Annotated in this window: 10 protein-coding genes; all 10 read right to left on the bottom strand. The window is 63.8% G+C overall.

Going from position 1 to position 12,262, the window contains the following annotated elements:
* Nucleotides 1–4: 4 nt before the first annotated feature.
* Nucleotides 5–712, bottom strand: coding sequence for a transposase (locus CSQ91_RS26920; protein WP_099390113.1), 708 nt, complete (start codon nucleotides 710–712; stop codon nucleotides 5–7).
* A gap of 298 nt (nucleotides 713–1,010) precedes the next feature.
* Nucleotides 1,011–1,691 (bottom strand): response regulator transcription factor, encoded by a 681-nt coding sequence (locus tag CSQ91_RS26915; protein WP_034780956.1) that lies wholly within the window; start codon nucleotides 1,689–1,691, stop codon nucleotides 1,011–1,013.
* Nucleotides 1,692–1,828: 137 nt separating this feature from the next.
* Nucleotides 1,829–2,965 carry a PAS domain-containing sensor histidine kinase gene (locus CSQ91_RS26910; RefSeq protein WP_099390112.1) on the bottom strand — a complete coding sequence of 379 codons (1,137 nt, stop codon included), beginning with the start codon at nucleotides 2,963–2,965 and terminating at the stop codon, nucleotides 1,829–1,831.
* A 49-nt stretch (nucleotides 2,966–3,014) separates the two neighbouring features.
* On the bottom strand, nucleotides 3,015–6,119 hold the full coding sequence (locus tag CSQ91_RS26905) for a DEAD/DEAH box helicase (protein ID WP_034780958.1): 3,105 nt from the start codon (nucleotides 6,117–6,119) through the stop codon (nucleotides 3,015–3,017).
* Nucleotides 6,120–6,327: 208 nt separating this feature from the next.
* Nucleotides 6,328–6,816 (bottom strand): YbjN domain-containing protein, encoded by a 489-nt coding sequence (locus CSQ91_RS26900; protein ID WP_230523257.1) that lies wholly within the window; start codon nucleotides 6,814–6,816, stop codon nucleotides 6,328–6,330.
* A gap of 29 nt (nucleotides 6,817–6,845) precedes the next feature.
* The gene (locus CSQ91_RS26895) at nucleotides 6,846–7,538 is read right to left on the bottom strand and encodes a hypothetical protein (protein WP_257217492.1); all 693 of its coding nucleotides are present in this window, start codon (nucleotides 7,536–7,538) and stop codon (nucleotides 6,846–6,848) included.
* Nucleotides 7,539–7,547: 9 nt separating this feature from the next.
* Nucleotides 7,548–9,257: a putative porin gene (locus CSQ91_RS26890; protein WP_225317134.1), complete on the bottom strand. Its 1,710-nt coding sequence runs from the start codon at nucleotides 9,255–9,257 to the stop codon at nucleotides 7,548–7,550.
* A 66-nt stretch (nucleotides 9,258–9,323) separates the two neighbouring features.
* Nucleotides 9,324–10,040: an energy transducer TonB family protein gene (locus CSQ91_RS26885; RefSeq protein ID WP_225317135.1), complete on the bottom strand. Its 717-nt coding sequence runs from the start codon at nucleotides 10,038–10,040 to the stop codon at nucleotides 9,324–9,326.
* Between the two features lie 10 nt (nucleotides 10,041–10,050).
* Nucleotides 10,051–10,461 carry an ExbD/TolR family protein gene (locus CSQ91_RS26880; protein WP_034753784.1) on the bottom strand — a complete coding sequence of 137 codons (411 nt, stop codon included), beginning with the start codon at nucleotides 10,459–10,461 and terminating at the stop codon, nucleotides 10,051–10,053.
* Nucleotides 10,462–10,474: 13 nt separating this feature from the next.
* Entirely contained in the window at nucleotides 10,475–12,256 is a 1,782-nt protein-coding gene (locus tag CSQ91_RS26875; RefSeq protein ID WP_099390108.1) for a DUF2341 domain-containing protein, read from the bottom strand.
* Nucleotides 12,257–12,262: the final 6 nt, after the last annotated feature.

The raw sequence follows: 12,262 nt of genomic DNA, 5'->3' as shown, positions 1-12,262 counted from the left end.
CTTTTCAATTGGCGTCCACTTCGGCCACGATTTTGCGGGGACGGCCCCGCTTGGCCGGCAGCACTTGCCGCTGCATTTTGTGCTCCAGCGCCTGCTTGAAAGCGTCGGAACCCAGCGGCCAGCCCTTCAATACAGCCTCTTCCACCACCTTGACCTGGCTGCGGCCCAGGCCTTGCTCGAACAGGCGCAGATAGGCCGCTTCGCGGTCGAACGGCGTATTGCCCAGCGCCCAGTACAGCGCATGGTCGGTGATCACGGGATCGGGACGCACGCCCGCATGGTGGGCATAGCTGGACCAGCTATAGTCCAGCGCCTGGCCCGCCAAACCCGTTTGCACGGGTACGCATTCGAGGTAGCGGCAGCAAGTGAGGAAGAAATTGTCGGGATCGATGACGGAAGTTTTGTAGCGTCCCTGCCACAGTGCCCCCTCCCGGCCGTATTTCTGGTTGAAATACGGCACGTAATAGCGTCCCAGCCACTGCATCAGCTGCCCCAGACCCGTCGCATCGCTGGGCGTGGCCAGCAAATGTAGCTGATCAGGCAATAAAACGTAGGCATGGATGGCCACCTTGAACATTTTTGCGCCCGTTTTCAGCCAGGACAAAAATTGCGCGTAGTCGGCCGCATCCTGGAACACGGGCTGGCGGTTGCTGCCGCGCTGGATCACGTAATGGGGCAGTGCTGGAATGATGAGGCGGGGCAAGCGGGCCATGGCAGAATCGGTAAAAAGAAGGCTAAGACCTTGATTTTACACAGTATGCGTGCCGGACGCGACTCTGACCCTGTTTTATTTGAGATGCAGAAAAAAGCGGCTGACTCTGTCCCTTAATTTCAGAGCAGAATACTCATGCGCCGTCGCAAACGGCAAGTGAATAGTTCCAGCGGCCACCATTGTCGAGACAGCTGTCGATTTTCCATTCCTGACGCAGCAACAGGACCGCACAGGACAAGCCAACGATCAGCAATAGCCCAAGCAGAACACGCCATTTCATCCGGACCGCCTCTGCTGGTCAGGACAAATTGAAACTGGCCGACAAGCTGTAACCTTCGCCATACGCGCTGCGCAGCGGCAAGTCCTGGCCCAGGCCCGTCTTGGCTTTCTTGCGCAGGCGATACACGAGCATGTCGACCCGGCGGCCCGCATCGGGATCTTCGCCGCCCATGCCGGCCACGATGACGTCGCGCGGCACGGGGCGGGTATTGATGGTGAGCAAGTGCAGGAAGTTGAATTCTTTTTCCGTCAGGGCGATGACTGAACCCATCAGCTCAAGTTGGCGCGCGCTTACCTTCAAGGTCCACTTGCCCGGCTCGGGCACGGGATCTTGCGGGCCGACACGGCGGTCGAGCGCTTCGATGTGGGCGGCCAGTTCGGGGAATTTGATCGGCTTGGTCAGATAGTGGTCGGCGCCCAGGCGCAAGCCCAGGATGCGGCTGTCGAAAGCGACACGCCCCGTCAGGACCAGCACGCCAATTTGCGGATACAGCTGGCGCATGCGGGGAATGACGTTGAAGCCATCCTCATCGGGCAAGCCCAGGTCCAGTACGACCACGCCAACATTACCATGGCTCAACGCCGTCCACATCCCGCCAGCGGAGCTGGTGATATGAACTTCGTGTTCGAGCTCAACGAGAAACTCCGCCATGTCTTCGGCGTAGTCCAGATTGTCTTCGACGATCAGTATTTTCGTCATTGCAACGCCATTCTTCCGTTAGTGAGCTACCGTGGGCAAACCATGCCATTCACTTCTACACCATGATGGACGGCACAATAGGTTTACGTCAAGGAATTATCACGGTTGCCTTCAGCGGAAGCAAGGCTTTTCCTTGTCTAGACAGGAAGCGGCAGCCAAATGCGGAAAAGTGCCCCGCCTTCGGGCAGATTATGCCCCTGCAAACTCCCGCCATGCACGTCCACCACGGCGCGCGCCATGTACAGGCCCAGCCCCGCACCGGGATGCGTGGCATAGGTTCCACGGCTTCCTTTTTCGAACAACTGCGCCAGTTCGTCTTCCCGCAAGCCAGGCCCCGCATCGCGCACGCACAGGGCCACGCCGCCCTCGGGCACCAGCTTGGCCGACACGGTGATGACGCTGCCAGGCGGGCTGAACTTGACGGCGTTGTCGAGCAGGATTTTCAGGCACAGCGCCATGCCGGGCACGTCGCAGCGCAACCTGGCCGGCAAGTCCTCGTCCAGTTCCAGCTGCACGCGGTGGCTGGCCGGCACGGTGGCGGCCGCCTGCTGCAGCAGGGCCAGCGGCGCGATGCCGTCGGCGGCCCGCTCGCGGCCGATGGCCGCCATGCGTTCGGGTGACAAATAATCGTCAATCATGGACAACAAACGGTCGACGGCCGTCTGGATTTTCACGTAGCGCTTGCGCGTGGCCTCGTCCGCCTCGGTGGACGTCGAGACGAGGCGCTGGATGGCGCCATCAATCGTGGCCAGCGGCGTGCGGAATTCGTGCGACAGCATCGAAGCGAAGCGCTTCTGCTCCTTTTCCCGCTCGGCTTCCTGCGCCTGGACGGCGCTGACGTCGCGCAAGGTACCCGCCAAGGTCACGCCCCGCCCTGCCGCCGCAGGCACGATGGTGGAATGGATTTCCAGGGCCAGCTGGTGGCCGTCGGCGTGCGGCAATTCCACTTCGCGCAACAGGGTCAAACGGCTGGCATCGCCGTCGCGCCAGCGCTGCAGCCGGGCCGGCACGTTCGCCGCCAGCTGCGCCGCGTGCGCGCGCAAGGCAGGCAAGTCGTGGCCCGTCAGGCGTTGCGCGGCCGGGCTGATGTAGAGCAATTCCAGGGTCGTGGCGTCGAGCAGGAAGGCCGCGTCGCGCCCGTGCTCGGCCAACAGGCGGAACTGCGCTTCGCCTGCCCGCGCGCGCAGCAGGGCGCGGCGCAACTGGACGAAGCGCAGCGCCATGAGGATGGCGCCGGCCAGCAGCAATACAAGAAAGGGCAGGAAGGGCAGCATGCGTTATACCTGGCAAGAAAGAATCGCCAAGTATAAGCGTGCGGCAGCGTTAATCTTCCAGCGGGGCAAAAATCTGCTGCAAGTCTTCCTGCGTGAGGGCCATCTTCTGCGATTCGCCTTCGGCCAGGATCGATTGCGCCAGTTCCGATTTCTTTTGCTGCAGCAGCTGGATTTTTTCTTCCAGCGTGCCCTTCGCGATCAATTTATACACGAACACGGGCTTGTCCTGGCCGATGCGCCAGGCGCGGTCCGTGGCCTGGTTTTCCGCCGCCGGGTTCCACCACGGATCGTAGTGGATGACCGTGTCGGCCGCCGTCAGGTTCAGGCCGACGCCGCCCGCTTTCAGGCTGATCAGGAAGATCGGCACGGCGCCCTGCTGGAAAGCCGCCACTTGCGCGCCCCGGTCCTTCGTTTCGCCTGTCAGCAAGGCGTAGGGAATGTCGCGCGATTCCAGTTCTTCCTCGATCAATTCCAGCATGCTGGTAAATTGCGAGAAGACGAGGATCTTGCGCCCTTCGTCGAGCAAGTCTTCCACCATCTGCATCAGGTCGAGCAGCTTGGCCGAGCCGGCCGACTGCTTCTTCGCCGGCAAGGATTTCACCAGGCGGGGATCGCAGCAGACCTGGCGCAGTTTCAGCAGCGCTTCGAGGATGACGATCTGGCTGCGCGCCACGCCCTTCTTGTCGATTTCTTCGCGCACCTTTTGATCCATCGCCAGACGCACGGTTTCATACAGGTCGCGTTGCGGCCCAGTCAATTCCACCTTGCGCACCATTTCCGTCTTCGGCGGGAGCTCTTTGGCCACATTGTCCTTCGTGCGGCGCAGCAGGAAAGGCTTGATGCGGCGGTTCAGGAGCATGCGGCGCAGCGGGTCGTCCTGGCGCTCGATCGGATGGCGGAATTGCGTATTGAAGGTCTTCTCGTCGCCCAGCAAGCCCGGCAGCAGGAAGTGGAATTGCGACCACAGCTCGCCCAGGTGATTTTCCAGCGGCGTGCCGGACAGGCACAGGCGGTGGCGCGCGCGCAACAGGCCCGCGCTTTGCGCCGCCTTGCTGCGCGTATTCTTGATGTAGTGCGATTCGTCGAGGATGACCAGGTGGAAATCGTGCTCGCGCAGGGTTTCCTCGTCGCGCGGCAACAGGGCGTAGGTGGTCAGCACCAGGTCGCATTGGTCGATCTGGTCAAATTGCTGGGCGCGGTCCTTGCCTTGCAGCAGCAGTACTTTCAGGCTGGGCGCAAATTTTGCTGCCTCGTCCTGCCAGTTGCCCATCAGACTCGTCGGTGCAATCACCAGGGCCGGATGCGTCAAACGGCCAGCTTCCTTTTCCACCAGGATATGCGCCAGGGTCTGCACAGTTTTACCTAAGCCCATGTCATCGGCCAGAATCCCCGCCAGGTCATGGTCGCGCAGGAATTGCATCCACGCCAGACCATCGGCCTGGTAATCGCGCAGGGTCGCCTGCAAGCCGGCTGGGGCCGCCACTTTTTGCACGGAACCGAACTGGCTCAGCTTGCGGCCCATGGCGCGCAGCTGTTCGCCGCCCGTCCATTCCATGTCCAGGCCGCGCGCCAGCTCTTCCAGGCGCGCCGCGTCCAGGGTCGACATGCGCACGGCATGCTTGATCTTGTCGCTGAAATACAGTTCGCCCAGCGTGTTCAGGATCGGGCGCACACGGCCCCACGGCAGGGCCACGCGCGTGCCGTCCTGCAAGGTCGCCAGCATCTGGTCATCGTCGGCATGCGCTTCGATGACTTTCGGGTTGAAATCGTTGGGCGCGTTGCGGATCAGCTGCACCAGCACGGGCAGCAGCGGCACGCGCTCGTGGTTGACGACGATGCCCAGTTCCAGCTCGAACCAGGCGTTGCCGCTGTCCGGGTCCTGGTCGTCGATCTCCGCATACCAGTCGCCCACGTCGCTCACGTCGTAGCGGTACTTGGCCGTCTTTTCCACGATCCAGCCCTGTTTGCGCAAGGCGTCGATGCCGGACTCGGCAAAACGCAGCCATTCCGCCTGGGAAGGCAGTTGCAAGGCACCCTTCAAGCCGCTCAAGGGGGCGGAGCCCGGCTTCTTGAACTGCAGCTCGGCCAACGTCGCCAGCGCGCGCGCTTCATCGACCGTATTTCTCTGGATAATTTCCGTCACGTCGCCCACTTGCCGCACCACGCGCTGCGACGGGTCGAACGCGACGCGCTCGCCATCGTAGTCGTAGGACAGCACGGCGAAGTCACTCCAGCGCTGCGCGCTGCCATCGGCCAGCATGGCGCTGTCCAGCAGCAAGACCGGCTGCGCCGGCACGTCCTTGCGCAAGCGCTGCGGCAACGGCTGCGGCAGCGGCATCAAATGCTGCAAGCCCTGCGCCAGCAGCAATTGCGACACGCGCACCTTGTCGTTCGCGTTCAATGGCGGCGCCTGCGCCACCAGCGCCTGCAAGTCGGCCAGGGAAATGTCGGAGCCGCCCTGGTTCAATTCCAGCACGCCGCACGACAGGTTGTCGATGTACCACGGCGGATCGGTGGGCAGCATGTAGTCGATCTGGTCCGCGCCGTGGTGTTTCGCGCCTTCCGGCGGGTCCACTTGCCAGCCCAGGCGCATGGTCTTGCCTTCGTCGCGCCAGAACAGGCGCGCGGGACGCACGGGACCTTCCTTCAGCGGATACACGAGGCCATTACCGACGTCGGCCCAGGAATTGGCCCACAACAATTTATCCTGCTCGGCCAGCATTTTCAGCAGGGCCGCGCCCACCTTGCCCTTCGGCTCCGTGGCGCTGCCCGTCTGCGAATTCTGCCCGCTGCGCATGGCCACGAAGAAACGCACGAGGTCTTCGTCGGCTGGCGTCAGGAACGTGGGCGGCGCCGACAGCAGGGAAAAGATTTCGCTGATGGGAGAAGCCGCCGCCACGTCGCCATTCGGCCGCAGCCGCGCCTTGTACAGGCACAGGGCCACGTGGCGGCCACCGCTGGTGGGCGCCAGCACGTAGATCAGCCGGTGCTGGTTGAGTTTGGGATCAGGCTCGGCAATGGTCAGTACGGCCTTCGGATGGGCGGCAGCCTCCACCCGCTGCAGCCAGGTGGCGACGGCATACGGCAAAGGCGCTCCCGGCGCACTGGCCGGGGCAACTGGGGTTTCACTGGTTTCGTCGCGGGTAAAATCCATGGGGCGCATTTTTGTGTAAAGGTCGTATCCAAATCGGCAACAGGCAATATTATCCGCCATACAGCCGTTGCTGGCTTGATTCACACACGCTCTTTGAGCAGTTTTAATGCGCGATGCCTAAAAAATAAGTATTTAATACGACACTTGAGACCCACAGATGGCAAAAAAGGCCCGTCACGGGCCTTTTTTGCTGCCGTTGGCCCGCTTATCAGGCCGGCACAGTTTCTTCTTCTGCCACGTTGGCGGCCTCGACGAGCGGAGCGGTGCTCGTATCGGCCGGCGTAAAGTTGCGCAAAAACAAGAAGAACTGGCCCATCATCTGCGTCCACAGTTGCAGATTGATATTCAGGTACTCGCGGCTGACGCCACCGGCGACCAGCACATCCATTTCCAGCACGACGAAATCGCCATGCTGGGCCACGCGGGCAAAACGCTTGCTGCGGTGCCATTCGGCCAGCAAGCCGGCCGGCAAGTCGCCGCCCTGCACGCGCAGCGGACAGCTCAGGGTCAGGTCCGCATACTGGCCAGGCGATGCTTCATTGCCCCACAGCACCTGAAAGCCGATGCCATGACTGGCGCTGTGCAGGCGCACGACACCGTCGTGTTCGATGCTGGTGACGGCGCAGCCGGCCGCCTTGATGGCCTCGGCCGTTTGTTCCGCATTCAGGGTGGTCAGCAAGCTATTCGTGTTTTCCATCGTCATTCCATTCATTTCAAAAAGTAAAATTACTGGGGAGCCGGCGCGGGCGCGGCCGGCGTTGCTGCCGCTTCGGTTTGACGCGCATCAAAGCGCCCCTGGTACAGCTGATCACCGTACTGCTGGGCAATCTGTTCGAGTTTCACTCTGCTTTGCGCGGCGAACGGCTGGCGCGCCTTCATGACGTCCAGCACATTGAGACCCTCATACGCTTGCAGGATTTCCTGTCCGGCCGCATACAGCTGGGCATTCTTGCTTTCGCAGCGTGCCAGGGCGCCCCGCTGTGCCGCCACTTCGCCGTCGAGGCGCGCACGCTCCGCTTCGATCTGCTTGCCCGTGGCGGCCAGTTGTTCGCTGGCCTGGCGGTACTGCGCCAGGCTGGCGCTTGCCTCTTGCGCGGCGGCGGCGCTGCGCTGTTGCTGCTCGCCCAGTCTTTCCCGCTGCGCGCGCTCCTGAGCCAGTTGCGACTGGCTGCGTGCCAGCTCCTTTTTCAAGCCATCGCTGGCGGGCGCGGCGGCAGCCGGCGCCGCCTTGGCGGCAGGCACGCCCTTGGCTTTGAGCAATTCCAGCTCGCCGCGCGTCTGCTGCAATTGCCCCGTGACATTGCGCAACTCGGCCCGCAAGCGCTCTTCCATGCTCTGCCCCTTCTGCGCCTGGGCCGTGCTGGCGGCCAGCAAACTCAGCAGCAGTAAAGGCAGGCGCATTTTGTTGGATATCAACATCATGGCTCCTTAAAAACGCGCGTTCAATTCGATTTGCAGGGTGTCGATCGACAGTGCCGAACCGAACACTTCGCGGCTCGACGTCCAGCGGCCGTTCAGCCAGGTATTCTTGTCGAGCGCATACGCGCCGCCCAGGTAGTAGCCGCGCGCATTCGTGCCGCCCAGGTGGAAGGTGGAATCGTTGTAGGCGTCAGGCAAGGCATCCGGTTCGATGCGCTTGTAGCCGAGCAACACGTTCCAGTCGCCGCGCGCCGCCGGGCTGGCCTTGCCCAAGGTCGCCTGCAGCATGTAGGCATTGCCGCCGCTTCTGAAATCGGCTTGCGAGACGCCGCCCGTGCCGCCGAAGTTGTTCATGATGCCGCCCTTGGCGCGCGCCCACATGGCGTTCTTGTCGTAAGCCATGTTGCGCACATAATCGCCTTCGATGCGCAAGTCCGTGCCGCCGGCAACCTTGCTATCCCAGCGCGCATTCAGGTTGGCCAGGCGGAATTTCGAGGCCAGGCCCACGAATTGCGGCTGCGGCGTATTCGCCGGGTCCAGCGGGTTCAAAGCGATATTGCGCAGCAGCATCAAGCTATTGCCTTTTTGCATGCTCGATGGACGCGACCAGTCCGTGCTGCAGCCATCGGCGCCAGCGTACAGGGCGCATGGCTGCGAATACTCGCCGCTGATGTTGCGGAAGTTGTAGTAAGCCAGCGCGCCGCGCAACTGATGGTCGCTATTGATCTTCCACGACGCGCCCACTTGCGCGCCCAGCAGCCACTTGTTCTCGCTGGACATTTTTGCCTGGCTGCGGCTAGGCGCATTGTCGGACGAATACTCGAGCGGAATCAGGCCCAGGGTACCGAACACGGTGACGTCCTTGCTGTCGCCGAGGGGTTGCTGCACTTTGGCGGCGATGCCGTCGAAATTGAGTTCGCTGGAAAACAGTTCATCGCCGGAGACGAACGGATTGTCGAAACGGCCCGCCGTCAGTTTCAGCCAGGAAGCGGGCTGGTAAGACAGCCAGGCCTGGTCCAGCCAGATGTTTTTCTTGCCCAGGCCGCCACCGAGGGTTTGCGTGGTGGACACGGGGCTGTCGTCATTGCCGCTGGCCAGGCGGATGCCCGCTTGCGTGCTGTCGGAAATGTCGGCCAGGATGCCCAGGCGGGCGCGGGCGCGCAACAAGTGCTTGCGGTCTTCGCGCGTGTTCAACAACGCCGGCAGGGCCAGGTTGGTATTCGAATTGACGTCGTAGCCGCTGCCGCTGTTGAGCGAGCGCCAGTCGATCTCGATATTGCTGTTGGCCATGTCGTAATAACGCGATTCGTAGCGCGCACGTACATCGCCTTCCAGGCGGATGCGCTTGGTCCAGGCCGGCGTTTCGTTCGGCGCCGCCCAGCCGCCCGCCTTCGCTTCGGCCAGCACTTGCCCCTTGATCTCGTCGCGGATCTGCTCGCGCACGGTTTGCGAAATATACGGCACGCGCACGTCGCCCGCCTGTACCTGCGCCAGGGCCGCCGGTGCGGCGGCCGGGCGGGCTTGCGCGGCGGCCAGCGCTTCGCTCTGCGCCTGCGCCAGCAGCGCTTCGCCGGCATCCTTGTTCAGGGCGCCGCTCTGGATCAGGCCGCGGATCAGTTTGACCATGGTGCTGTCGGCCGGTGCCGCGGACTGGGCTTGTGCTGCGCCTGCCGCCACGCTCAGGGCCAGGGCAGCCAGCGCCAGCGGAAGGCGGCGCATGCGCTGTGAGGGAGAAAATAAGGAATTCATCGCTTCTTTCGGTAAATGAGGAATTAGTTCATGCGCTTACGGGCGCCGACCTTTAATGGATACGCGGGCCGGGAAACGCAGGGATGCCGGTGGCCGCTCGTCGGCGCGGAAGTCGCGCACCATGGCCAGCACTTGCTCATCCGTCTGCGCATTGCCCGTGCCTTGCACCAGCTGCACCTTCGTCGTCTTGCCTTCCGTATCGAGCCACAGGTCGACGCGGATGTCGGCAAACGCCAGCTGGCGCGTGCGCGGGTCGCGGGCAAAGGCCAGCTGCAGCGCGTTGGCGACATAGCGGCCATACGATCCCGCGCCGAGGCCGCCGCCACCGCCGCCGCCCGTCATGCCGCCGCCGCGCCCGGCCTGGATGCCGAAGGCATCGCTGCCGGCCTGCGCCGCGCCGTCGATGGTGACAGGGTCGCCCTTGTCCGGCGACGGGCTTTCCGGCGCGTCATCCATGGGCTTGTCGGCCGGCGTCGGTTCCGGCTCCGATACTTCCGGCACCACCTTGTCCGGCGTCGGTTCCGGCAGTTTTTCCGGTTCCGGCGGCGGTGGCGGAGGAGGAGGCAGCATCAGCATCGGCGGCGCCGCCACTTCGCGCTTGGTGGCTGCCGTGTCCGACAGCAAATACCAGACCAGCGCGGCCAGCGCGCCAGCCAGCAGCACGCCGCCGGCCACGCCGCCCCAGCGGCGCCACCACTGCGCCGCGCCCGACGATTCCGAGGCGGCCATCTTCATCATGTCGTCACGCTTCACCTTGCGCTCCTCATGCCGGCTTGCCGGTCACCAGGCCCACCTGGTTCAGGTCGATGCGGCGCAACAAGTCCAGCACTTCGACCACTTTCGCGTATTGCACGGCGGCATCGCCGCGCACGATCACGGGGAAGTCGGGCGTCAGGGCCTTTTCCGTGCGCAGGCGCTCTTCCAGCTCGGGCAAGGTGACGGGATAGGCGTCGAGGAAGACCTGGCCCGCGTTGTCGATGGTGATGGCCTTGGTCTTCGGTTTTTCCAGCGCCATGGCCGAACTGGCCTTGGGCAGGTCGACCTTGATGCCGGGAATGCTGGCGTTGCTGGTCAAGATGAAGATCACCAGCACCACCAGCAGCACGTCGACGAAGGGCGTGATGTTGATGCCGCCGCTACGCTTGCGGGGGGTAAACTTGGCGGAGGTGGCCATGGTTATGCGCCCCTCACGCCTGTTGCAGCACGGGACGCATCTGGCGTCCGTCGCCCTGCTCTTCAGCCAGGCGCGTGGCGAATTCATCAACGAAGACGGCCATGTCGGCAACGATGGCGTCCGAACGCGAGGACAGCCAGTTGTAGCCGAACAGGGCGGGAATCGCCACGCCCAGGCCGGCCGCCGTACACAGCAGCGCTGCCGCCATGCCCGGCGCCACCGAGTTGATGTCCACGGCGCCGGCCATGGCCGCCACGACGAACACCAGCATGATGCCGATCACGGTGCCGAACAGGCCGACATATGGCGCGCCTTCGATGGTGGTCGAGAGCCAGATCATGCGTTTCGACATGCGTTCGCTTTCGCGCACCATCACGCCATCCATGGCGGCGCGGATGGCGCCGATGGTCGCGTTCGAGACGGCGTTCAAGTCGTAGCCGCGGTCATGGCGGCGGCGCATTTCGTCGATGGCCACGTCATACAGGCGCCACAGCGAGGAATCCGTCTTCACGGAAGCGCTCAGCTTGCCGTTGCGCGCCAGGTGGTCGAGCGGCGCGCCGGCCGCCTCGTGGAACGACTGCATGAATTGCGCATTGGCGCGCGAGATGGCGCCATAGCTGCGGCCCTTGCCGATCATGATGATCCACGACAAGACCATCATCAGGCCCAGCACGCCGACGACGATCCACGCGTCGAGCGGCATGGCGGCGATGATGAAGCCGAAATGGCTTTTGCCCGCTTGCTGTTCATCGGCGCCAAACACGGCCAGGCGCGATTCGGAACCTTGCGAGACGGCGTCGGCCAGCAGCAGGGCATCGGGACGGGCCGTGCGCGACAGGCGCAGCTCGTCGATGGCGCCCGTGAAGTTGTTCAGGGTGGAGGTACCGGAGGCGGCAGGCGGCGCATCGGCGCCCACCGAGGCGGCCGTCGTGAAGGCTGGCAGCGCGGTGGCCAGCGACACGGCAGGACGGCCGCCCACGTACAGGGCCACGTTGGCTTTATCGGCTTTCACGGCCAGGTGCGACCATTGCGCGGCCTGGATCGGTTGGCCTGGCTTGCTGCGCTGGCCATTCACCTGCACGAAAGGCACGCCCTGGTCTACGCCGATCAGCAATTCATTGGCGCCGTCGCGGCGGGCATACAGCACTTGCTGCGGGCCCAGGTTATCGGGACGCACCCAGGCGGAAAAGGTGAAGGGCGCGCCGGCGGCCAGCGCCAGCGAAGGCGAGGCAGGCAGCATCAGCGGTGCCGTGCCCAGGCGGGCGCCGGCGCCGATGACGGAACCGTCCAGCGCCGGCACGGCCGTCTGGGCATGGTTGCCGTAGGCGGTGCTGTCGCGCGAAGGCACGCCAGGCTCCGTGAAGTGGTACACCAGGCTGTAGTCGGGGTCGAAAGTACGCTGGCCATTGCCGGAAGCGGGCGCCTTCGGATTGCCGTAGTACATCCACAGCTGCTGCGGCGTGCCCGCCGTCAGGGCCGGCACGTCGACCCAGATCAGGGCGATGCCCAGCAGCGGATTGAACTGTTCGATCTGGTGGTTCAGCACCGTCTTGTCGTCGCCCGCCACGAAGCGCAGGTCGGCGCCGTTGTCGCTGACGCCTTCGAAGTTGAAGTTACCGGAATGCAAGCGCAGCAGCACGGGAATGCGGCCGGGATCGCCGCCCACGGCGCCCGCCTTCGGGCCAGCGTCGACGGTAACGGGTTTGCGGTAAGCCCAGTCGGGCTGCCACCAGGCATGCGCCAGGCCGGGAACGAGCGTGCCCAGGATCGTGAGCAGAAAAAGAAAACGTTGCATGACAGT

Source organism: Janthinobacterium sp. BJB301 (genome assembly GCF_002735685.1).
GTDB classification, from domain to species: Bacteria; Pseudomonadota; Gammaproteobacteria; order Burkholderiales; family Burkholderiaceae_D; genus Janthinobacterium; species Janthinobacterium lividum.
The sequence above is the reverse complement of the archived record's forward strand: the minus strand, read 5'-3'. Positions and strand labels throughout refer to the sequence as shown.